Origin of the sequence: Lachnoanaerobaculum gingivalis (assembly GCF_003862475.1) — a bacterium.
Taxonomy (GTDB): Bacteria; Bacillota; Clostridia; order Lachnospirales; family Lachnospiraceae; genus Lachnoanaerobaculum; species Lachnoanaerobaculum gingivalis.
Window position 1 is genome coordinate 229,973 of record NZ_RRCO01000004.1, and the last position, 22,929, is coordinate 252,901.

Annotated in this window: 20 protein-coding genes and 1 pseudogene; 18 read left to right on the top strand and 3 right to left on the bottom strand. The window is 35.1% G+C overall.

The genetic code is table 11. The features are described from left to right. The first annotated feature begins 23 nt into the window (after positions 1-23). Together EHV10_RS09790 and EHV10_RS09795 are read left to right on the top strand one after the other, a co-directional pair. Positions 24-389, top strand: coding sequence for a phosphoribosyl-AMP cyclohydrolase (locus tag EHV10_RS09790; protein ID WP_128674494.1), 366 nt, complete (start codon positions 24-26; stop codon positions 387-389). Positions 390-391: 2 nt separating this feature from the next. Beyond that, entirely contained in the window at positions 392-1,996 is a 1,605-nt protein-coding gene (locus EHV10_RS09795) for a potassium/proton antiporter (RefSeq protein ID WP_128674495.1), read from the top strand. A 46-nt stretch (positions 1,997-2,042) separates the two neighbouring features. On the opposite strand, the gene EHV10_RS09800 is transcribed toward EHV10_RS09795, so the two are convergent. Continuing rightward, a complete protein-coding gene (locus tag EHV10_RS09800) occupies positions 2,043-2,561 on the bottom strand; it encodes a COG2426 family protein (protein ID WP_128674496.1) in 519 nt (172 codons plus the stop codon). A gap of 132 nt (positions 2,562-2,693) precedes the next feature. Between EHV10_RS09800 and EHV10_RS09805 the strand changes: the two genes are divergently transcribed. The 6 genes from EHV10_RS09805 to EHV10_RS09830 all read left to right on the top strand — a co-directional run bounded on the left by EHV10_RS09805 (position 2,694) and on the right by EHV10_RS09830 (position 8,408). Continuing rightward, positions 2,694-3,560 carry a patatin-like phospholipase family protein gene (locus EHV10_RS09805; protein WP_128674497.1) on the top strand — a complete coding sequence of 289 codons (867 nt, stop codon included), beginning with the start codon at positions 2,694-2,696 and terminating at the stop codon, positions 3,558-3,560. An 88-nt stretch (positions 3,561-3,648) separates the two neighbouring features. Then, positions 3,649-4,638 (top strand): ABC transporter substrate-binding protein, encoded by a 990-nt coding sequence (locus tag EHV10_RS09810; protein ID WP_207667151.1) that lies wholly within the window; start codon positions 3,649-3,651, stop codon positions 4,636-4,638. Positions 4,639-4,703: 65 nt separating this feature from the next. Then, positions 4,704-5,606, top strand: coding sequence for an ABC transporter permease (locus EHV10_RS09815; RefSeq protein ID WP_034214532.1), 903 nt, complete (start codon positions 4,704-4,706; stop codon positions 5,604-5,606). Between the two features lies 1 nt (position 5,607). Next, complete coding sequence (locus tag EHV10_RS09820; RefSeq protein WP_128674499.1) at positions 5,608-6,405, top strand: ABC transporter ATP-binding protein; 798 nt, start codon at positions 5,608-5,610, stop codon at positions 6,403-6,405. A gap of 22 nt (positions 6,406-6,427) precedes the next feature. Next, complete coding sequence (locus EHV10_RS09825; protein WP_128674500.1) at positions 6,428-7,060, top strand: cytidylate kinase-like family protein; 633 nt, start codon at positions 6,428-6,430, stop codon at positions 7,058-7,060. A gap of 1 nt (position 7,061) precedes the next feature. Beyond that, positions 7,062-8,408, top strand: coding sequence for a citrate synthase (locus EHV10_RS09830; protein WP_128674501.1), 1,347 nt, complete (start codon positions 7,062-7,064; stop codon positions 8,406-8,408). 26 nt (positions 8,409-8,434) lie between these two features. Here EHV10_RS09830 and EHV10_RS09835 read toward each other — a convergent pair whose 3' ends face one another. Beyond that, positions 8,435-8,998 carry a hypothetical protein gene (locus EHV10_RS09835; protein ID WP_128674502.1) on the bottom strand — a complete coding sequence of 188 codons (564 nt, stop codon included), beginning with the start codon at positions 8,996-8,998 and terminating at the stop codon, positions 8,435-8,437. Between the two features lie 77 nt (positions 8,999-9,075). On the opposite strand from EHV10_RS09835, the gene EHV10_RS09840 reads away from it, so the two are divergent. From EHV10_RS09840 to EHV10_RS09890, 10 genes and pseudogenes are all read left to right on the top strand, one after another. Then, entirely contained in the window at positions 9,076-10,758 is a 1,683-nt protein-coding gene (locus EHV10_RS09840; RefSeq protein ID WP_128674503.1) for a DUF2142 domain-containing protein, read from the top strand. A 102-nt stretch (positions 10,759-10,860) separates the two neighbouring features. After that, entirely contained in the window at positions 10,861-12,528 is a 1,668-nt protein-coding gene (locus EHV10_RS09845; RefSeq protein ID WP_128674504.1) for a DUF5722 domain-containing protein, read from the top strand. A 343-nt stretch (positions 12,529-12,871) separates the two neighbouring features. Next, on the top strand, positions 12,872-14,059 hold a 1,188-nt coding region (locus EHV10_RS09855; RefSeq protein WP_128674609.1), incomplete at its 3' end, for an ISNCY family transposase. 1 nt (position 14,060) lies between these two features. Then, positions 14,061-14,828: pseudogene (locus EHV10_RS15425) on the top strand (transposase); the annotation flags it as partial. Positions 14,829-15,092: 264 nt separating this feature from the next. After that, the gene (locus EHV10_RS09865) at positions 15,093-15,887 is read left to right on the top strand and encodes a glycosyltransferase (protein WP_128674505.1); all 795 of its coding nucleotides are present in this window, start codon (positions 15,093-15,095) and stop codon (positions 15,885-15,887) included. Between the two features lie 8 nt (positions 15,888-15,895). Further along, positions 15,896-17,746, top strand: coding sequence for a beta-carotene 15,15'-monooxygenase (locus EHV10_RS09870; RefSeq protein ID WP_128674506.1), 1,851 nt, complete (start codon positions 15,896-15,898; stop codon positions 17,744-17,746). A gap of 11 nt (positions 17,747-17,757) precedes the next feature. Further along, positions 17,758-19,104, top strand: coding sequence for a hypothetical protein (locus EHV10_RS09875; RefSeq protein ID WP_128674507.1), 1,347 nt, complete (start codon positions 17,758-17,760; stop codon positions 19,102-19,104). A 102-nt stretch (positions 19,105-19,206) separates the two neighbouring features. Next, entirely contained in the window at positions 19,207-20,052 is an 846-nt protein-coding gene (locus EHV10_RS09880) for a LicD family protein (RefSeq protein ID WP_128674508.1), read from the top strand. Next, positions 20,045-20,974 (top strand): glycosyltransferase family 2 protein, encoded by a 930-nt coding sequence (locus EHV10_RS09885; RefSeq protein WP_128674509.1) that lies wholly within the window; start codon positions 20,045-20,047, stop codon positions 20,972-20,974. Before EHV10_RS09880 ends, EHV10_RS09885 begins: the two co-directional genes overlap by 8 nt. A gap of 87 nt (positions 20,975-21,061) precedes the next feature. After that, positions 21,062-21,289 carry a helix-turn-helix domain-containing protein gene (locus tag EHV10_RS09890; RefSeq protein ID WP_128674510.1) on the top strand — a complete coding sequence of 76 codons (228 nt, stop codon included), beginning with the start codon at positions 21,062-21,064 and terminating at the stop codon, positions 21,287-21,289. On the opposite strand, the gene EHV10_RS09895 is transcribed toward EHV10_RS09890, so the two are convergent. Continuing rightward, the gene (locus EHV10_RS09895) at positions 21,276-22,772 is read right to left on the bottom strand and encodes a BCCT family transporter (RefSeq protein WP_128674511.1); all 1,497 of its coding nucleotides are present in this window, start codon (positions 22,770-22,772) and stop codon (positions 21,276-21,278) included. The genes EHV10_RS09890 and EHV10_RS09895 overlap by 14 nt on opposite strands. Positions 22,773-22,929: the final 157 nt, after the last annotated feature.

Sequence of the window (22,929 nt, forward strand, 5' to 3'; positions counted from 1 at the left end):
AGTTGGATATAAAGGAGACATAAATGAAACAAATAGATGCAAGAATTTATAACGGAAAAACAAATTTTGAGTGGAAAGATTTAGAATTAAACAGTGAAGGTCTGCTTCCGGTGATAGTACAGGATTATATAGATCATACTGTACTTATGTATACATATATGGACGAATCCGCATGGGAGAAAACACTTGCCACAGGACTTTTGACTTATTATTCAAAATCTCATAAGAGGGATATAGTAAAGGGGAAAAAATACGGAAATTACCAATATGTCAGAGAACTGTTTTTAAACGGAGAAAAGAATGCACTTTTAATAAAAGTTTATCCTATGGGTCCGGCATGTGACGACAGTAAAAAAAGCTGCTTTTCAAATGAGATAGAGGAAATATAATGATGAATCATATTTTGTTGATTGTATCATTTATTATTTTACTTTGTATAGTACTGAATCTTATAACAAGTAAAATAGGTGTGCCTGTACTTTTAGCATTTATTTTGCTGGGAATGGTATTCGGATCTGAAGGCATATTTAAAATCAGATTTGATGATTTCAAACAGGCGGAAACCATATGTTCATTTGCACTTATCTTTATAATGTTTTACGGAGGTTTCGGTACAAGTATCAAGGAGGCAAAGCCCGTACTTTTAAAGGCAGGGCTCCTGTCAAGTGTCGGAGTAGTGCTTACTTCAATGTTTGTGGCTGTGTTTGCTTACTTTGTCCTGAAATTTTCATGGATAAACTCGGTACTTACAGGTGCGGTAATTTCTTCAACAGATGCGGCAAGTGTATTCTCAATATTACGAGACAGACATTTGAATCTGAAATATAATACCGCATCTATTTTGGAAGTGGAGAGCGGAAGTAATGATCCTTTCGCATATATGCTTACGATGATTGTAGTGACTATGATATCGGGAAGTATAACGGTCGGAAGTGTTTTTGGTATGCTGTTTTTACAGCTTTTTGTGGGAGCGTTGACAGGTGTTTTAATTGCTTTTATTTTTAAATATTTGATAAACAGATTCATTATAAACACGCCGGGATTTAATATGGTGTTTGTAATTGCCGTTGCACTGCTTTCATATTCACTTCCTAATGTGGTAGGCGGAAACGGATATTTGAGTGTATATATCACAGGTATTATACTTGGAAATTCAGATATCAGAGGAAAGAAAGATTTGGTTCCGTTCTTTGACGGTATAACAGGTATTATGCAAATACTGATATTTTTCCTTCTTGGACTTTTAGTATATCCGTCAAGACTTTTATTAGTTGCGGGTACAGGATTTGCTCTGGCATGTTTTATAACATTTGTTGTCAGACCGCTTGTTATTACAATAATTATGAAACCTTTTAAGGCGGAGTGGAATCAGATATTTCTTGTTTCATGGTCGGGATTTAGAGGAGCTTCTTCAATAGTTTTTGCAATTACGGCATTATTAAATACCAATGCAAATTATGATATATTCAATAATGTATTTTTTATAGTATTATTTTCAATACTGGTACAGGGAAGCCTGCTTCCTTTTATATCTAAGAAAATTGATATGATTGATGAAGGCTATGATGTAATGAAAACCTTCTCGGATTACAGTGGAGATGAGATACCTATAGAATTTATTCAGCTTACCGTCGGTGAAAATCAAAACTGGTGCGGTAAAAGTATCAGTGATATAAATCTGCCGCCTGATACATTAATGGTTTTAATAAAGCGAGAGGGAGAAGATATAGTTCCGAACGGACAAACTCTACTTTGCTGCGGTGATACAATAGTTCTTGCCGCAAAGTCTATCGACTTTGAAGAATATTACAATATGACAGAGCTTGTTTTAACCAAGAAATTACTCTCAAAAGGCAGCACACTTTCAGAACTTTCAGGGGAACTTGACGCACTTGTAATGCTTATTATAAGAGGGGATGATTTTATTATTCCAAACGGTGAGACGACTCTTTGTGAGGGAGATACTCTTGTTTTAAACAACGGACCTATAAAATAAAAAGCGGTCTGTTAATCGTAGGAATTTACGGTTAACAGACCATTTTTTATACAACATTTGATAGTACGCCGAATGATATAATCATCATTATAATACTTGCCATAAGCATACCTAAGCAGATTGCAAGAAAGGCTTTCTTTCTGTCCATTTCAAGGAATGCGGCTATTATAGCACCTGTCCAGGCACCTGTACCGGGAAGAGGTATACCTACAAAGATAACAAGTCCCCAGAATCCATATTTTTCTATGGAGTCTTTGTTTTTCATAATCTTTTTATGTAGGAATGAGTGCATTTTATTAAAAAGCTTAAATTTGGATTTTTCCATAGCGCTTAAGATTTTGTTAATCAAAAGCAGTAAAAAAGGAATAGGTATAGCATTACCTACAAGTGCTATAACATAACTTTCAACCGGTGAAAGCTTTAGAAGAGAAGCTGCTATAAGACCGCCTCTGAGTTCCAAAATAGGAAGCATTGATATAATAAATACTATCAATTGCTTTCCGAAGCTCAGAGACAGCAGTCCGCCCATCATTCCTACAAGTGATTTCGCTAATTTTTCCGCCATAAATTACCTTCCGTTTTAAAATTTATTATATAATTCATTGTTATATTCTACCAAAATCAGAATAAGTTAGATTGTAACAGATTGAGTAATTACAATCAAGGTGCTAATATATTAAAATATGGAGGTAGAAAGATGGAATTATTAAAAGGGGCAATGTGTCTGGAAGGCGGATCTTTAAGAGGGCTGTTTACAGCCGGTGTTTTGGATGCTTTGCTTGATAATGAAGTATATATTGAATATGTGAACGGAGTTTCTGCAGGTTCTATGAACGGAATGAATTATATTTCAAGGCAAAGAGGCAGATCAAAGAGAATCAATTTAAAATACCTGCATGATAAGAGATATATAAGTTATAAAAACATGTTCAAATCCAGACAAATATTTAATTTCGATTTCTTATTTGATGATATTTCAAATAAATACGATATTTTTGATTGGGAATCATTTAATGACAAGGCGAAAAAATATGAAGTTGTAGCTACAGATGTAATAACCGGAGAGAGCAGATTTTTTGATAAAAATAATTGCAGCGATATTATATCGGCAGTAAAAGCTTCGGCATCCATGCCTGTAATGTCAAAGATGGTAGATGTGGAAGGCAGGAAATATCTTGACGGAGGTATATCAACTTCAATAGCATATAAAAGAGCATTTGATGTAGGTTATTCAAAAGCAATAGTAGTACTTACAAGAGAAGAGGGTTACAGGAAAAAGCCTGTAAATAAGATAAATGAAAGTATATATAAAAGATACTTTAAGCCGCTGCCTAATCTGGTTGAAAAATTAATGACTATACCTGAGAGATACAATAGGATGCAGGAAGAAATGGAAGAGCTGGCTAAAGACGGTAAGCTTTTAATTATCAGACCGCATAATAAGGTAACAGTACAAAGGCTTGAGCACAGTAGTGTAAAACTTGAAAAGCTGTATAATGAAGGCTACGAAGAAGGATTAAAAAATATTGAGAATATAAAGAACTTTATTACTTTAAAGTTTTAATGTTTAAAGCCTTAAGGTATTGACGTAAAAAAACATATATAGTATAATCCCTTGCATAATAAGTTTTATTTATATGGAAGGAAAGTTTATGAAAAAGAATATTTTGACAATAGCAATGGCAATACTCATTGGAGCAAGCCTTATGGCATGCGGATCAAAAGCGGATAATACAAACAGCAAGGCTGATTCTTCATCAGAAGTAAGTGCCGATGCAAAAAAAGTCGGAGTTTTGCAGTATGTACAGCACCCTGCACTTGATAAAGCAAATGAAGGTTTTGTGGCAGCACTTGAAGAAGCAGGTATTGAAGTGGATATCGAGCAGCAAAATGCCGGCGGTGAGCAGTCGGCGGCACAGACTATTGCAAACAAGCTTGTAAATGATAAGAAAGATTTGATTCTTGCAATAGCTACACCTGCAGCACAGGCTGTAGCAGGTGCCACTACAGATATTCCGGTAGTTATAACAGCAGTAACAGATCCTGCAGCTTCAGGACTTGTGGAGAGCAATGACGCACCGGGAGGAAATGTTACAGGAAGTTCTGATCTTACACCGGTAGCGGATCAGATTGAGCTTTTAACAAAACTGTTACCTGAGGCAAAGAATGTGGGAATACTCTATTGTACAGCTGAGGCAAACTCCAAGTTACAGGCTGAAATGGCTATGGATGCTCTTAAAGAGAAGGGACTTACCGGAGTTGAGTACACAGTTTCAAGTTCAAATGAGATTCAGACAGTGGTTGAGTCAATGGTAGGTAAGGTAGATGCTATATATGTACCTACAGATAACGTTATTGCGGCAGGTATGACAACAGTAGCTATGATTGCCACTACAGAGCATAAGATTCCTATAATAGGAGCGGAGGCTGCTCATGTGGAAAACGGTGCTTTGGCAACATACGGTATTGATTACTTTGAGGTCGGAAAGCTTGCAGGAGAGCAGGCTGTTGAAATTTTAAACGGTAAGTCACCTGCAGATATTCCTATAGCTTATTTGCCAAAGGATAAATGCAAACTTACAATAAATGAAGAGGTTGCAAAAGAACTTGGAATAGACACATCAAGTATTTCAATGCAGTAATTTATGGTATATTATAAAATAATGAAAGCTTAAATTGAATTATAATATAATTTTTGGAGGTATAAATGTTTACAGCACTGTTAGGTGCCGTTGCGCAGGGAATACTTTGGGGGGCAATGGTGCTTGGGGTATATATTACCTATAAACTGCTGGATATAGCGGATTTGACGGCAGACGGAAGTTTTGCTTTTGGAGGATGTGTATGTGCGGTCATGATTGTAAACTTCAACATGAATCCTTTACTTGCACTTTTATTTGCAACTTTTGCCGGAATGATTGCAGGCTTTATCACAGGAGCATTACATACAATATTTGAAATACCGGCGATTCTTGCCGGTATTTTGACACAGATTTCTCTTTGGTCTATCAATCTTAGAGTAATGGGAAAGAGTAATATACCGCTTTTAAAGACAAATACCATATTCTCATGGCTTACAGATGCTACAGGTATGAGTAATGCAGTAGCCGGTGTTATACTAGGTGGAATTATTATTGTACTTATTATAATGATTTTATACTGGTTTTTCGGTACGGAGCTTGGTTCCGCGCTCAGAGCAACCGGAAATAATGAAGCTATGATCAGAGCTCTCGGAGTAAATACAGGTCATGCAAAGCTTCTTGCCCTGGTGATAAGCAACGGACTTATAGGTCTTTCAGGAGGCCTTATAGTACAAAGTCAGAAGTATGCCGATATCAATGCGGGAACAGGAGCTATAGTAATCGGACTTGCAGCTATAGTTATCGGTGAGGTAATACTCGGTAAAGTAATATCTTTCTGGATGAAACTTTCGGCAGCTGTTGTAGGTTCTATCGTGTACTTTGTAATCAGAGGTATTGTATTACAGCTTGGAATGGATGCCAACGATATGAAGATGCTTTCTGCAATAATAGTGGCACTTGCGCTTGCCGTACCTGTAATGAGTGCAAAAATAAGGGCAAAAAGAGCCTATTCACCGAAGGGAGAATAAGATGTTAGAGATTAAAAATGTCAGTAAAACCTTCAATATAGGTACAATAAATGAAAAGAAAGCTTTAAATAAATTATCACTTAAGTTAAATCCGGGAGATTTTGTAACAATAATCGGAGGAAACGGTGCCGGTAAGTCAACAATGCTTAATATGATTGCAGGTGTATATCCTATTGACGGCGGTCAGATTATAATAGACGGCGTGGATATATCAAGAATGCCGGAGCATAAGAGAGCAAAGTATATCGGAAGAGTTTTTCAGGACCCTATGATGGGAACCAGTGCAGGAATGCAGATAGATGAAAACCTCGCACTTGCTTTCAGAAGAGGAGAAAAAAGAGGTTTATCTTGGGGAATAAAAAGATCTGAGAAAGAGCTTTACAAGGAAATACTTGCAAAACTAGGACTTGGACTTCAAACCAGAATGACATCAAAGGTAGGACTCTTATCAGGAGGACAAAGACAGGCGTTGACGCTTTTGATGGCAACACTTAAAAAGCCTAAGTTATTACTTTTAGATGAGCATACGGCGGCACTTGATCCGCAGACTGCAAAGACAGTTCTTGATCTTACAGAGCAGATTGTGGCTGAACAAAATCTTACAGCAATGATGGTAACTCATAATATGAAGGATGCCCTCAATATAGGCAACAGACTTATAATGATGCATTCGGGCAGAGTAATCTATGATGTAAGCGGTGAGGAAAAAAAGAAACTTAAGGTTGAAGACCTTTTGAGAAAATTTGAAGAGGCAAGCGGCGGTGAGTTTGCCAATGACAGAATGATGTTGGCTAATTAGTAAATTCAAATAGGAGGGGACTATGGATAAGAAACTTATTATCACCATAAACAGAGAATATGGAAGCGGTGGAAGAATAATAGGACAGCAGCTTTCAGAGAAACTTGGAATACCGTATTATGATGATGAAATAATAAAGATGGCATCTGAACATTCGGCTGTCGGAGAACAGTACTTCAGAATGAATGACGAAAGACCGGGGCATAATATTTTACAAAGGATAATAGGTGGAATAAAGAATGCAAATAATAAGCCGTCCATAGGAGATGATATAGTTTCACCTGACAATCTTTTCAGATTTGAAAGCGAAGTTATAAGAGAGCTGGTAGCAAGTGAATCCTGTATACTTATAGGTAGATGTGCTGATTTCGTACTCAGTTCAGCAGGAGAAGATGATTTTATTTCACTTTTCGTATATGCCGATCTCTCAAAAAAGGTTGACAGAGTAATGGAAGTTGACGGAGTAGATGCCAAGGAAGCACTTAGAAGAGTGCAAAGAAACAATAGAATCAGGAAAGAGTATTACAAGTATTATACAGGTGAAGAGTGGGATGATATGACACATTACGATCTTCCTCTGAACACATCAAAGATTACACTTGAACAGGGTGTGGATTTGATACTGGAATACTTAAGAATCAGAGGTAAGTTATAGAATGAAGGATAATTATATTGACAGCTTTTTGGCACAGGAATTCGGAAAGAGCCAAAATTATAATGAAATTAAAAACGGACTTTTTAGCGAATTCAATGTAAAAAAAGGTCTTAGAAATGAAGACGGTACAGGAGTAAGAGTAGGCCTTACAAAAGTATCCGATGTAGTGGGCTATGATATAATAGACGGTGTAAAAACAAATGTAGACGGCAAGCTTTACTACAGAGGTTACAGCTTAAACGACCTTGTGAACGGAAGTGCAAAGTCCACAAGAGGATATGAGGAAGTAATGTTCTTACTCTTATTCGGATTTTTGCCTAATAAGGTGGAACTTGACAATTTCTCAAAGGTATTCAGAAGTATGTATACACTGCCAAGCAACTTCTTTGAAAGTGTGCTTCTTAGAAATCCCGGAAAGAATTTGATGAATGTGCTTCAAAATGCTGTACTTACTCTATACAACTACGATGAGGAACCTGACAATGTGGATGTTTATTCCACTCTTGTAAAAGGTATAAGAATATCGGCATCACTTCCTGTTATCATGTGCTATGCATATCAGGCAAAGAGACATTATTTTTATAATGACAGTTTGATAATACATTATCCTGACGAGAAGCTTTCAATGGCTGAGAATATATTGCAGATGTTAAGAGTCGATCAGAAATTTTCAAAGAATGAGGCGGCTCTTCTTGATACAATACTTATTCTTCATGCAGACCATGGCGGCGGTAACAACTCTACATTTACCAATGTAGTTGTTTCATCCACAGGTACGGATATCTACTCAACTATAGCGGCATCCATAGGATCGTTAAAAGGACCTAAGCATGGCGGTGCAAATATTTCGGTTGTACAGATGATGAAGGCGATAAAGGATGAAATAGGTATAACTACCGATGAAAAGAAGATAAGAAATATCGTAAACAGACTGCTTGATAAAGATTTCTATGATTGCAGCGGTTTAATATACGGATTCGGTCATGCGGTATATACTATCACAGACCCAAGAGCCGAGCTTTTAAGAGAGTACTGTGAGACTGTAGCAAAAGATAAGGACAGACTGGAAGAGTATCACTTCTATGAAGAGTTTGAAAAGACTGTAAAGAAAGTGGTATTTGAGAGAAAGGGAACTACAATTTCTTCAAATGTAGACCTTTACTCAGGGTTTGCATACAATATGCTCGGTATTCCTGAGGATCTTTATACACCTCTATTTGTTATATCAAGAAATATAGGTTGGGTTGCTCACAATGTGGAAAACAAGCTTTATGATGGAAGAATAATGAGACCTGCTACAAAGTATGTGGGAGAATTAAAAGAATATACACCTTTTAAGGACAGATAAAAAAGAGGCCATGAGCCTCTTTTTTACTATTTCTTATCTGTACTGTTTTCTAAAATATCATCAATCTTTTGTGCCAAGCCTTTCTTGTCCTCATCGGAGTCCATTTCATAGAATTCAACTTCCACATCGGAATCAAGGTCGTTTTCAACAACTTCGGATTTTTTAGAATCCTTTCCGAATTTGTCAAGTTGCTTTTTAGCCTTGTCAACTACAGGCTCAACGCTTGATTTAGCTTTTTCAAACAGCGGCTTTGCATTGTCCTTTGCTACATCACCGGCTGCAGAAACATTATCTGTAATAATATTTGCCACATCCTTTAACATTTCCTTGGCTGCACTTGCCATACCTTTTGCACTGTTTGCGGTGTCCTTTGCTGCCGTAACGAATTCATCTGTAGTAGACTTTAATGCTGTATACTTTCTGTTTGCGGTAGCATCCTCTGTTTTATAATCTGAAAGTTCGTCTTCAAAATCCTTGAATTCGCCCTCCAATTCTTTTTGATATTCTTTATACTTCAGTATATATGACACTCCGGCTGCCGCAGCACCTGCAACAGTTGCCCAAAACATTAACTTTTTTAAACCTGCCATAATAACCTCCTTTACAATAGTAGTAATTACAGTGTAATATCTATTTATAAAAAGTACAAGCATTATTTGGAGAGTTTATGAAAAAAGTCATCTATTTATTTGGTTGCATAGTAGGATTTATTGTAATCGCTTATATTCAAGGACTGTATGTAAAACTTGGAGTATCACATACAAGTGATTACTTTTTAAGTAAGAGCTATATCATATTATCTGTTGTCGCCCTTATACTGATACTCGTATCCGGAATATATTTGAATTTAACAAAATTCAGTATAGTTAAGTTATATCCGGTTGTAATGCTTATATTCGGAGTTGCATATATGTATGTTTTTCCGGCCATGTCTGCACCTGATGAAATAGCACATTTTATATCGGCTTATAAAATATCAAATAAGATGCTTGGAAAACAGGCAACCGTTAAAGACGGACATGTAATAATAAGAGCACAGGATCTTTGGATAGAAGATGTGGACGGAGAGTACACTTTTGACAAAAGTAAAAGTGAAGAAGAGAAAGTTTTAATACCTGAGGAGGGAAGTCATGGGAAAATTATTTCAAGCAAGCTTGAAGAAACATCTTACAAGGTTTTTTATGGAGAGGGGAATATTCGCGGCGCTGATAATTATATCAGTTTTGGCGGCAAAGATTATGAAAAGGCCCAGTCATTACACGCGCCTGTAAATACCATACCGAGTGTATATTTTTTACCAGCAACGGGTATTACTGTAGCCAGAATAATGGGGCTTAACAGTGTTTATCTTGTACTCTTTGGAAGAATAGCAAATCTTATTTTATTTATATTATTCGGTACTTTGGGAATATATTTCCTGCCTAAATTTAAAGAATTTATTTTTTTAGTCAGCCTTCTTCCTACAACAATTGAACTGGCGGCATCATATTCCTATGATGCGGTTATGATTTCAAGCATGATTTTTTTTGTGTCCTATGTATTTTATCTTGCACATGAAAAGAAGGAGTTTGGTATAAAAGACCTGGTCATAGTTTCACTTATTGCGGGACTTGTTTTACCATGTAAAATGGTTTACTTCCCGATGCTTTTACTGCTTTTTTGTATACCGATGTATAAGTTTAAATTCAGAGGTAAGGTGGACGGCAAGATAAAAAAAGAAAATATAACTTTTTTTCTCGCCTCTGCAGTAGTGGTACTTTTGACATGGGTGTTTGCAATGTATCTTGTCAACAGATCTACAGTAGTAGGATATTCTACAAGCACTGCTTCAAGTCTTGAGTGGGCAGGTGAGGAGAGCTACACCATAGGTTATTTACTGCACAATAAATTAAAGGCTGTAAAGCTGTTTTATAATACATTGCTTTTACAATTTGAATACTATCATAAGACAATGTTCGGAGCATATCTCGGACATGCGGATGATGTGGTGGGGATTCCGTATATAGGATTTTTGGTACTTAATATAGGCATGATATTTTCTGTTTTCGGAGAGGCAAAAGAAAAGCAACTGTTGGTAAAAGAAAGGGTGCTTACAGGTATCAGTATATTCTTTGTCATATTTTTGGTACTTTTATCAATGCTTATAGCATGGACTCCTATAAGCTCGGAATTTATAGAAGGTGTGAGTGGAAGATATTTTATTCCGGTACTGTTGCCTCTTCTTATGATCTGCAGGAATAATAAGATCGTGATAAAGGATGAGACCAAGAGAAATATCATATTTCTGTTTATACTTATAAATGCTATATCTTTGCTGAAAATATTCAGTACGGTATGTATAAGACTGTAATAAAAAGGGCAAACAGACTTACTTGCGATATAACAAAAATGTAAAAAAAAATTAACAAAGCTTTTTTGTAAATAAGTTATAATATATAAAGAAGGAGGCAAGATGAAAAGAAATAATTTAATAAAACTTGCATCTGCATTAGCTATAGTAACAATGCTTGGACTTGGATTACATAGTAATGCATATGCTCTTAGTGCAACATCAAATATTGAATCGGTTGTGATAGGAGAAAATAAGTCTACAGTTGATATCACTATGAATAACTCAGGTGATATGGCAGGTACAGACGGTAATTTTTATCTTTTTGAATTACAGCCGTATGAGGAGGGTATCGGAAACAGAACCGACTATCTTGAGAAGGTAAGTGCAGGTAATGTTAAGAAATCATATCAGCTTAATAAAGGCAGTGAAAGCAGCAGATTGTACAACAGTTATGCGGTGGCAGTTTATGACGGATCGAAATATGTTCAGGTAAGTTCACTTAAATATATTACAAATCCTGAGGCGGTTGCGGCAAATACTGATGCATACAAGGCACAGGCATCAAAGAAAGGTTTGCAGATAGAGCTGAAGATGCTTGATGATGCATTTAACCTCGGTGTAAAGCATGCATCTACAAATATTGCCTTCAACCAGATTTTGGGAAGCGGTATAGATTACAATTATAACGGTAAGACATATCATTTCAATAAGACACTTATAGAAAGCTATGATAAGACAATAAGTGCTTTCTCAGGAAAAGATATGACTGTTACAGCTATTATTTTGAACGGTTATAATGAGGCTCATCCTGAGCTTATGTATCCGAATATGCCCAGAAGAGACAGCATATTCTACTATATGTTCAATGCTTCATCAAAAGAGGGCACAGAGACCACTGAGGCTATTGCATCATTCCTTGCGGAAAGATACAACGGAAAAAATACCGCACACGGTAAGGTATCAAACTGGATTATAGGAAATGAGATCAACAACCAGCAGTGGAATTATATAGGAGATATGGATGTAAGAAGTTATACAAGAAAGTATGAGAAGGCATTTAGAATTTTCTATAATGCAATCAAGTCTACTTCTTCTACAGACAGAGTATTCTACTCGCTTGATTATAACTGGAATAATGAGATAAACAATAAGAATAAGTATGGTGGAAAGCAGATAGTAGACAATTTCAATTCTCTTGTGCTTGAGCATGGAGATATTGATTGGGGACTTGCTTATCACCCATATCCGGCACCTATGACAGATCCTGAGTTCTGGGATGATGCTCAAAAGACCGGATGGATAAAGGACAGCTTTGATTCACCTGTAATAAACTTTGCAAACTTAAATAAGCTTACAGATTATTTTGCACAGGATGCACTTAAAAAGCATGACGGCTCGGTAAGACATATTATGCTTACAGAGGAAGGCTTTACAGCTACAAATCCTACAAGAGGAAATCTTGAGAATGAGCAGGCTGCAGCATTTGCATACTCATACTATCTAGTAGATTCAAATCCGTATATCGAAGCATATATCTTAAGCCGTCAGGTGGATGCACCGCTTGAGGTAAGACAGGGGCTTTCATTCGGACTTTGGACATGCAGCATGAATGTTGGAGATGAAATTCAGGCTATATCAAAGAGAAAACTTTGGACAGTATACAGATATATTGACAAGTCAAAGTACACTCTTGACAATACCGATTTTGCAAAGAGCATCTTAGGTATAAGCAAGTGGCAGGAATTGGTTCCGAACTTCAGATGGGCGGCACAGGAAAACAGAAGATAAATTCTTTTAATTTAAAGGGGCTGTCGGGAAATGGCAGTCATAAAATAGGGAGGAGTAACTCAAAATGAGTCGCTCTTCCCTAAATTTTTACATAAAAAAAGATGGCTAACGACAACCATCTTTCTCCGTTACATGTTATAATGTAACTATGCTCACAATTAATTATTATAACGACTTTTTTGAAATAGGTCAACAGAAAATCAACTTTAGCTTATATGAATATAAGCCATAAATGATAAAGTCCTAGTATACCACAAATAAAAATGTCCCACTTATGGTAGAATAGTATTTTGTATATTCTAACACTAGGAGGGACTGACTTATCAGAAAGGTTATTTTATCAATGAATGAACAAAGAAAATATGAGGTTATTAAAGGGCTGGTAGATCACCCGGATACAGCTAATAAGGATAGAGCTGCTCTTATCCTAGGATGCACCAAGAGGCATATAAACCGTATGATACAAGGTTATATTAAAGATGGTAAGGCATTCTTTATCCATGGTAACAGAGGTAAGAAGCCTGCTACCACTATCCGTCCTGATGTCAGAAGTCAGGTTATTGATCTATACAGAACTAAATACTACGAGGCTAACTTTGAACACTATACGGAGCTTCTTAAAAAGCATGAGGGTATAAGCATCTCTTCTTCCTCTGTAATGAGTATTTTGGAGTCAGAGTACATTCTATCTCCAAAGGCTACAAAAGCTAAGCGTAGACGCATTAAGCAGGCTCTCAGAGCCAAGAAGCAAGCTGCAACATCAAAAAAGGAATTATCACAGATACAAGCTAACTTAGTAGCAGTTGAAGATGCTCACAGTCGTCGTCCAAGATGTGCTTATTTCGGCGAATTGCTTCAAATGGATGCTACACCTTATGAATGGGTGCCCGGACAGATATGGCATCTACATTTGGCCATTGATGATGCCTCAGGTGTTGTTACGGGTGCATGGTTTGATACTCAAGAGACTCTTAACGGCTACTACCATGTGTTTGAACAGATTCTTACTGATTATGGTATTCCCTATAAGTTTCTTACTGATAAACGAACTGTATTTACATACAAGAAAAAAGGTGCCTTATCTGACGACAAAGACACCTATACACAGTTCGCTTACGCCTGCAAGCAACTTGGTATACAACTTGAATCAAGCAGCGTACCACAGGCTAAAGGACGCATAGAACGATTGAATCAAACCTTACAGTCACGCCTGCCTATTGAGTTTAGACTCGCAGGCGTAACCGACATCAATAATGCCAATGAATTCCTTTACCACTACATAAAAGAATTCAATGAGAAGTTCTCACTTCCATGTAATGGTATCAAATCTGTCTTTGAAAAGCAACCGTCTAAAGAAAAAATAAATCTTACTTTGGCGGTTTTAACCGAGAGAACTGTTGATGCCGGACATGCGATTCAATTCGAGAAGAAATTTTATAAGATGGTAGATAATAAAGGAATGCAGACCCATTACCGAAAAGGTACCAAGGTTATGCTTATCAAAGCATTTGATAGGTCTCTGTTTGCGTGCNGCATACAATGTACAGATAGCAGTAGAGAATTATTTTATTGTACATAGTTATGTAAGTAATGATCGTACAGATTATAATACATTAATTCCGGTCCTTGAAAAGCATAAGGAAGCATTTGGAGAAGTACTTGAAGAAGTGACAGCAGACAGCGGTTATTGTAGTGAGAAAAATCTCTTATATCTAAAAGAAAATAAGATAGACAGTTATATAAAACTGCAGGATCATGAGAAAAGAAAAACAAGAGCATACAGTAAAGATATAGGTAAATACTACAACATGAAGACAATGGTATTTGAGGATGAACAAGTCTATATCTGCCATGACGGTCGTGAACTGAGACATATCAACACTGAAAAGAAAAGACAGAATGGTTATACACAAACATATGAAGTATATGGATGTTCAGACTGTAGTGGATGTGAACATAAGTCTAAATGCTTATACAAATATAATCCTGATAAAGATATTGATAAGAACAAAGTGATGAAGATCAATGAAGTATGGGAAGAGCTTCGAGAGAAGTCACATGCTAACATACAGAGTGAAAAAGGTATTCTAAAACGACAGATACGCTCTATTCAAACAGAAGGTCATTTTGGAGATATTAAAGAAAATGAAGATTTCCGACGCTTTAACTATCGCTCTTCAGATAAGGTATATAAAGAATTTATGCTTTTTGCAATAGGAAGAAATATAAACAAATATCATCGTTTTCTCTACGCAAAACTAAAGAAATTTGAAGGAAAACTACAGGAGAGAACCGCATAGTAAAAAATGCAAAAGCAAAATTTCTGCTAAGGGGGTTTTGTGCCCAAAAATAGACAGTATAATAGAAAAACAAAATATCCTGACAAAGTCACAAAGCCAAAATGCCTTGTACTTGTCAGGATATTTCTATTTAGTTCTGTAGGGATTAAAATTCAGTATTTCCCGACAGCCCCTTTTTTAAATGTCCCGACATAATGCAATGGCTGTATTTTCATGGTATAATAAAGGACATTATAAAAAGAAAGTAGCAAAGACGGGGAAGTTATGAAACATACATTTGTTATTTGCGCATATAAAGAATCACCATATTTAGAAAGCTGTATAAAATCTTTAAAGGCACAGATTGTAAAATCAGATATAAAGATTGCCACATCCACACCGAACGATCATATATATAACATTGCAAAAAAATATAATATCGATGTGTTTGTAAATGATAATAAGAAGCCTGAGAATGTGTCAAATATCGGTTTTGACTGGCAGTTTGCTTATAATACGGCGCAAACGGAGCTGGTAACCATTGCACATCAGGACGATATTTATTTAAAAAATTATACTAAGGATTTGCTTAAGTATAAGAAAAAATATCCCGATATGACTCTTTTTACAACATCATCTATAACATTGAAAAACGGCAAGATAAAGCAATTCGGTAAGGTGGAGATTGTAAAAAAAATACTCAGATTACCTCTTAGAGTAAATGCATTAAATAATATATCTTTTGTAAAAAGACTTGCAATTACATTCGGTAATCCTATAATTGCACCAAGCTGTGCATATGATAAGAGACTTTGTCCTAAGGATTTATTTATATCGGAGCTTAAATTTGCACTTGACTGGGAGTGCCTTCTTAAGCTCTCTAAACTTGAAGGAAGAATTGTACTGTCTGAAAGACCCGGTATTTGCTATAGAATACATGACGAGGCTACAACTAAAAAAAGCATAATGGATAATTCAAGGCAGATGGAGGAAAGTATAATGTTTGATATTTTGCTGCCGAAACCTTTTGCGGATATTTATAAGAAAATTTATCAAAATTCATATAATGCTTACTTTTAGGAGGACTTATGGCAATTATTAAAATTGAAGAAAAGTATGAATATCTGAAGGATGTTCTGCTTTCAATGCTTCTTATAGGTATTGCATTTGTGATAAATGCAGGAATGAGCATAAGAGGACTCTATCAGGATGACCTGTTTATGTGGTCAACAAGAAGAGGAGTGGGATTTTTTAAATATGTATTTCCCGAACAAACCAGAAAATTCAGACCGGTATACTGGATAGTTGCATGGATATATCAGGGTATTTTAAAAAACGATATTTACCTTATAGTACCTATAAATATGATTATAGCTGCAATTATATCAATAGGAGTGTATTTCTTTGCCAAAAGTATGGCAAAGTCAAGAGGTTTGGCATTTACGCTTTCCGCAATGTTTTTGATATCCAGATTTTCATATTATAATATAGGGCAGTTTTTAGGTGTTATGGAGGCCATGGCCTTAGTATTTGCACTGCTTATGTTATATTTTTTATATCTTTATATCAAAAACGGAAAAGGTATTTATTTTTATTATGCATGTGGATTTTATTTTTTAAATTGCTTTACACATGAAAGATTTATGGTTCTTTTACCCATGCTTATATTTGCGGCAATTGTCGGAAAAAGAAGAAAAATTTTAAATGCATTAATATCTATAGCATTATTTGTAATGATAACCCTTATAAGACTTCTTGCACTGAAGTCATTTGTTCCTGAGGGCACGGGAGGTTCAAAAGTCAGTGAGACATTTAATCTTGCAGACTTTTTCAGTTCAATGAGAATTGAAATTTTGTATCTCTTAGGTATTAATACCGGACCTGAACATCTTAACGGAATAAATTTTCATAATGTAAATACAGCGCTAAAGCTTGTAATTATAATAGGGATATTGGCTGCATTTGCTTTTATAATAAAATTTATTTATTCGATAGCGGTGTACAACAAGAAAATTGAACTGTCGTGGATAAAAAACATTTTACTTTTTACAGGATTTATAATAGGAAGTATGGTGTCATCCGCCGTTACCATAAGGGTTGAGATGAGATGGGTATATGCACCGTATTTATTTATGCTTTTATTGATTGCATATATTTACGGGGTGGATAAAAGTATCATGGTAAAAAGGTTTAAGAGTAAAAAGATAAAAGCCTCTCCGGGAAAGATTTTTTATGTATCATTTACAGCTGTAGTGTTACTTTTTGTATGGGCATTTTGTATGATAACAGCAGATATATATTACAGAGGTTATTATGATAATATATATATTTTCATAGGTCAAAACAGAGCAAATTCTCTGGCAGATGAAACATATTATAAGTATGGTAAGGACTTGAGCGATAAAAGAATTTTTATAATAAAAAATGATTTTAAACTCAGTAAATTTGATTCACTTGAGTTTTTCAGAAGCTATGATCAAAATATCAGAGAAGATATCGTTACCTTTATTGAAAGTTACAGGTCAATAGGGCAGATTGATGATGATATGATAGTTTTATCTGAAGACTTGAAAAATAATTCATATCAGGATGTAACGGATTTCCTGAGAAATATAAAGATTGAAAATGTATACGGACATTATTCGGACGGTTGGACGGACGAAGAGGCAAAACTTAATGTAATGTCAGGAGAAAACGGTGAGATTCACTTTGAGATAATGTATCCGGGTGAGCTTAACGGAGATGAAGAAATAGAAATAGAAGTCAATGGAGAAAAGGAGACGCTGTATCTCATATCAAATATAACACAGTATGAAATAGATACTACTCCGAATTCATTGACAGATATACATTTGAAGAGCAATTTTTACCTGCCCGATGCCACAGAGCAAAGAGGCGAAGACAGATTGAGTTATATTTTAAATATAAAAATAGATTAGAGAGTGTGTGAATGAAGAAGTTTTTAGCGTTTTTCATGCCGATATTCGGAGCCTTATATCTGAGCGCATATATAAGAAGTGCAATGCTTGATGTGGTCTACACGGATTATATTAGGATAATAAATACATATCTTAAGGATCCTTTTTCACCAAAGCCATATTTTAGCAAGGATATACTTACAAGATTGCCTATAACATATTTTGAAAGAATGATAAATGTAGCTTTCTTTAAATATTCAACAATGTTTGATATGGCTTTGGGAGTCATATTCCTTTCGCTTATGGGAATCATAATAGGTATATTTATGGCGAACAAAAATTTGAATCTTAGATATTTTATCCTTGTAATGATGCTGGTTTTTTCACTTTCTCAATGGGAAATGATTACAAACGGAACCGGATGGGTGCATTTTTTTACATTCTTTCTGTTTGTACTGCATTTTTACATACTTGATTCATATGTACACAGAGAAACAAAAGTAAAGTTTAGTTTAAATATTATTTTACCTGTATTTACGATACTGTTTGCGGCAGGTTCATATTCACTTGCATATGGCCTTACCTTGATAATTGTATATGTTTTATACGCAATTAAGAAAAAGAATAAAATTACATTTACTCTTGCAATACCTGTGATACTTTCTTTGACTGCATTTATGTATTCATATGCAAACTCATATACTGAACATGCAGGTGCTACAACAGAGAGTTTGAGTAGTGTATTTTCAAGGAATCCTGTTTACTTTGTGCTGTTTAGCCTAAATACTTTTGCATCAGATATCATAAGTATCGGTATAGTGGAAAGGTATGAGATAGGTATTCTTATAACAAGTATTATAGGGGCTGCGGTTATATTCTTTTACCTGTATGCGCTATATTTGAATTTTAAATATAAAATATATGAGTCTACAGCATTCCCGATGCTTATGCTTGTATCGGGACTTTTCAGTCATGCTATGGTTATTTTGACAAGATGGATTTTTTTAAATCCTCTTTATGCCATGAGTTCAAGATATGCACTTCAATTCGGTGCGGGGCTGATAGGTGTGATATTGACATTCGGTTATGTGAAAATACATATAAATAAAGAGAAACAAAGTATGTCACCATTGACAAAGGCAGCTGTTTCATTGTTTGTATTGTTTGTATTTTTAGGAAATATTTCTACTGCCGGAAATGAGATCAGAATGGCAAAGTATCGTTTGGAAAGCTTTGAAGTGAAGATGGAAGTGGCAAAGAATTTTGAGAATGAAAGTGATGAGACTTTAAAAAAAGTCTTGCAATACCATAATCCGAAGAAGACAAGAGAAGCGCTTGGTATTATAAAGTCCAAGAAACTTAATATTTTTTCCGAATAGTGATATAAATATTGTAGTTTTCTGTTGATTTGTAAGGTATAAAGAGTGTAGAATGATGTAGTTAATATTTAAATATAAATATTTTTGAAAAGAGGCCTATAAATGGATAATTCTTACGGAATGTTGGCTTTGCAGAAAGCAAATCTATATATTTTACAGGAAATAGATAGAATATGTACAAAATATAAAATAAACTATACTTTGGACTCGGGTACATTGCTTGGAGCTATCAGACATGGAGGTTTTATACCTTGGGATGATGATGCCGATATTGCAATGACAAGAGCAAACTTTGAAGCTTTCAGAAAAATTGTAAAAAGAGAATTATCGGATAAACTGGAATTTATCATGCCTAATGAATTTCAGGGAGGAAAGGTTTTTTACGATTTTACTCCAAGAATCATATATAAGCCCAGTATAAGACATAAAAAACAGGATAAAAAAGATCTATACGAAGGTAAACTCAACCACCTTTGGGTTGATATATTTATAATAGATAAGTTGCCGAACAGGAAAACACTAAAAAGGTTTACACTTTTTACTCAAAAGCTGATATATCTTTTTTCCATGGGACATAGAAAGAAGCTTGATTTCAAGAAGTACAAGGGTATGATGAAAATCGCCATATTGTTTTTCTCTATCTTCGGTAAAATAATACCTATGAAATTTTTATTCTGTATACAGGATAAGATTTCAAAATTATTTTATAAAGGCAGAAAAAACAATACCTGGTATTACAGCAATTATCAACCGGATTATATCGACATAGAGGTAAACAGCAGATGGTATGAGAAATATATCAAAATTCAGTTTGAAGATATTTCATTATCAATCATAGATGAATATGAAAATGTATTACAGCTGGTTTACGGAGACTATATGACACCTCCTCCAAAAGCTGACAGAGTACCGACGCATGGAAGTACGGAGATAGAAGTATATGAGTAAGAAGATTTCAATTATTGTATCTGTATACAATGAAGAGGAAGTTTTATTTGAATTTTACAGAGAGACAATAAAGGTTCTTCTATTAATTGATAATCCATATGAGATAATTTTTGTAAATGACGGAAGTACAGACGGGTCAAGAAGTACTTTGTTTAAATTATCAAGAGATGACGAGAATGTGAAGGTTATACATTTTTCAAGAAACTTCGGACATGAGGCGGCTATGATTGCCGGTATAGATTATGCAAGCGGAGATTATATTGTCTGTATGGATTCAGATTTACAGCATCCTCCTACATTACTGCCTGAGATAATCAGAAAATTTGATTCGGGTTTTGATATAATAAACATGGTCAGAACCGAGAACAAATCGGCAGGTATATTAAAAAATATAACATCAGCGGGATTTTACAAAGTTATCAATAAAGTAAGCGATATGAAGCTTGTAAGTAACGCATCAGATTTCTTCGGAATATCAAAAAGGGTTGCCGATATTTTAAGAAATAACTACAGAGAGAAGACAAGATTCCTTCGAGGTTATGTTCAAAATGTAGGTTTTAACAGCACAAATATAGAATATGAGGCAAGGAAAAGGTATGCGGGAGAGAGTAAGTATTCAATAAGAAAACTTTTCAGATTTTCCATGAATACTATAATGACATTCTCAAATCTTCCGCTTAAACTTGGAATGTATGCAGGCGGAATGGCGGCGTTTTTAGCTATAATAATGATGATTTATACTGTTGTGTCTTTTTTAAGAGTAGGTACACCAAGCGGTTATGCAACAATTATATGTTTGATATGCTTTATGTTTTCAGTACTTTTCTTTATAGTGGGAATAATAGGAGAATATCTGGGACTTATATTGGCTGAGCAAAAGGACCGTCCTTTATATATAGTCGAGGAAAAAATCAATTTTTAAACATAAAGGGCTGTGAAAACGGCTCTTTTTTTGATAGAATAGATGTATATTTCTAAAATTAATTACATTTCTGAAATCGGAGAGCATATGAATATATCACAGGCAATTTCTAAAAGAATTATATTATTATGTTATGAGAAAAATATTACAATTTATGAGTTATCTAAAAGATCGGGTGTTCCCAAAACTACTATAAAAGACATCATTTCAGGCAGGAGCAAGAATCCAAGTGTTTTGAGTATAGAAAAACTCGCCATAGGATTTTCAATATCCATAGGCGAGTTTTGGAATCACGAAATTTTCAGTTACCGTTAAGGTACATATCTGCATCCTTAAAGAAGGAAATTATAAGTAAAAGCATTATAATTCCTATAGGGAATGCCGCAATAATGGACACAGTCTGAAGGTTTGACATGGAGTTGTCCGAAAAAATAAGTCCTATAGGCAGCAGTATCAAAAGTATTGACCAGTAAAGCTTTATCTTTTTTGAAGGCTCTTTATTTTCAAGGTCCTTATATGAATAAGATGCGGCTACAAGTGTTATGGAATCAAATGTAGTGGCATAAAATGTAATCATGGTAAGTATCAAAAGTATCATTGCTATAAAAGGCAATGGAAGAGAGGATATTACTTCACCTATGGTTTGGTATAGATTCTGACTTTCATTGTATATCTTTAATAAGTCTACCTGCCCTAACACATTAAGTGCAATACCGTAGTTTCCAAGTATTATAAAGGACATAAATGTACCTGAAAGGCCGAATATATATCCGCCGAGTATAACCTCCTTTATAGTTCTGCCCTTTGATATACTACCTATGAAAAACGGAGTGGCTACACACCATACCATCCAGTAAGCCCAGTAAAAGACTGTCCAGTCCTGTGCAAAAGTTGACTGTCCGGTAGGATCAATATAAGTGGACATTGAAAAGAAATTATTCACAAGGTTTCCAAGCGAAGCAAAACCGAGCTCAAGAATAAACTTTCCATGTCCTCCGCCGAAGAAAACATATATCAAAAGTGCAAAGAATAAATAAGTGCAACATGATGCAAGTTTTGAAACACCTTCAATACCAAGATAAGCACAGGCGGAATAAATAACACAGGTTACAATCAAAATAACAATAGTAAGTATATTATTATTTGAAACACCGAAGAGCTTGGCAACGGTTTGTGACAGAAGCGGAGTGGCAAGCGAAAATGTAGTAGCGGTACCGGCTATAAGTGCAAATACCGCTATCAGGTCAACAATTTTCCCCCAAATACCGTCAACCTTAGAACCCAGAAGTACTCTAAGTCCTTCAGAATATTTTGCCCTTGTTCTTTTCCTTACATGAAGCATAAAGCCGAAACATGAAGCAAGTACAACATAAAATCCCCATGGAATAGGGCCCCAGTGAAATAAAGGATAGGTAGCCGACCATAGTGTAGTATCACCGAGTGAACTGATTCTGCCTTCATTTGCATAAAGCATCCATTCACACAGTGAATAAAATAATATATCAGCCGCAAGCCCTGCGGTAAACATCATAGTGCCCCATGCAAAGTTTGAATGTTCTTTTTTACCGCTTCCAAGCTTTATACTGCCATATTTTGAAAATGCAATATATATGGATAATAAGAATATAAACAAACCGAATATAAGGTAAAATATTCCCAGGCTGTTGTTTAATAAGCTTCTTATTTGTGCAAGTATATTTCCGGCTTGAGTAGGAAATATGAAAAATAACATTACAAGTGATATCACAAGTAAAAAAGGAACTATAGTGACAAAATAATCAATACTCGATTTTTTCATAACGCCTCCAAATGTTCAAAATCAAAATATTTATCGTGATATTGAACATAATAACATTTTTATAGTGATAAATCAAGATATAAAAAATATCTTAAAAAATATGGAATAATCAAAAAAACACTACACAAAACAAAACCCTTTGATATAATATAAAAGT

Excerpts from the sequence above, each read along its gene's own strand:
- EHV10_RS09865 (WP_128674505.1), top strand. The coding sequence starts at position 15,093 with ATGAAACATACATTTGTTATTTGCGCATATAAAGAATCACCATATTTA.
- EHV10_RS09805 (WP_128674497.1), top strand. The coding sequence starts at position 2,694 with ATGGAATTATTAAAAGGGGCAATGTGTCTGGAAGGCGGATCTTTAAGA.
- EHV10_RS09885 (WP_128674509.1), top strand. The coding sequence starts at position 20,045 with ATGAGTAAGAAGATTTCAATTATTGTATCTGTATACAATGAAGAGGAA.
- EHV10_RS09800 (WP_128674496.1), bottom strand. The coding sequence starts at position 2,561 with ATGGCGGAAAAATTAGCGAAATCACTTGTAGGAATGATGGGCGGACTG.
- EHV10_RS09880 (WP_128674508.1), top strand. The coding sequence starts at position 19,207 with ATGGATAATTCTTACGGAATGTTGGCTTTGCAGAAAGCAAATCTATAT.
- EHV10_RS09875 (WP_128674507.1), top strand. The coding sequence starts at position 17,758 with ATGAAGAAGTTTTTAGCGTTTTTCATGCCGATATTCGGAGCCTTATAT.
- EHV10_RS09815 (WP_034214532.1), top strand. The coding sequence starts at position 4,704 with ATGTTTACAGCACTGTTAGGTGCCGTTGCGCAGGGAATACTTTGGGGG.
- EHV10_RS09820 (WP_128674499.1), top strand. The coding sequence starts at position 5,608 with ATGTTAGAGATTAAAAATGTCAGTAAAACCTTCAATATAGGTACAATA.
- EHV10_RS09870 (WP_128674506.1), top strand. The coding sequence starts at position 15,896 with ATGGCAATTATTAAAATTGAAGAAAAGTATGAATATCTGAAGGATGTT.
- EHV10_RS09810 (WP_207667151.1), top strand. The coding sequence starts at position 3,649 with ATGAAAAAGAATATTTTGACAATAGCAATGGCAATACTCATTGGAGCA.
- EHV10_RS09825 (WP_128674500.1), top strand. The coding sequence starts at position 6,428 with ATGGATAAGAAACTTATTATCACCATAAACAGAGAATATGGAAGCGGT.
- EHV10_RS09840 (WP_128674503.1), top strand. The coding sequence starts at position 9,076 with ATGAAAAAAGTCATCTATTTATTTGGTTGCATAGTAGGATTTATTGTA.
- EHV10_RS09830 (WP_128674501.1), top strand. The coding sequence starts at position 7,062 with ATGAAGGATAATTATATTGACAGCTTTTTGGCACAGGAATTCGGAAAG.
- EHV10_RS09835 (WP_128674502.1), bottom strand. The coding sequence starts at position 8,998 with ATGGCAGGTTTAAAAAAGTTAATGTTTTGGGCAACTGTTGCAGGTGCT.
- EHV10_RS09845 (WP_128674504.1), top strand. The coding sequence starts at position 10,861 with ATGAAAAGAAATAATTTAATAAAACTTGCATCTGCATTAGCTATAGTA.
- EHV10_RS09790 (WP_128674494.1), top strand. The coding sequence starts at position 24 with ATGAAACAAATAGATGCAAGAATTTATAACGGAAAAACAAATTTTGAG.
- EHV10_RS09895 (WP_128674511.1), bottom strand. The coding sequence starts at position 22,772 with ATGAAAAAATCGAGTATTGATTATTTTGTCACTATAGTTCCTTTTTTA.
- EHV10_RS09795 (WP_128674495.1), top strand. The coding sequence starts at position 392 with ATGAATCATATTTTGTTGATTGTATCATTTATTATTTTACTTTGTATA.
- EHV10_RS09890 (WP_128674510.1), top strand. The coding sequence starts at position 21,062 with ATGAATATATCACAGGCAATTTCTAAAAGAATTATATTATTATGTTAT.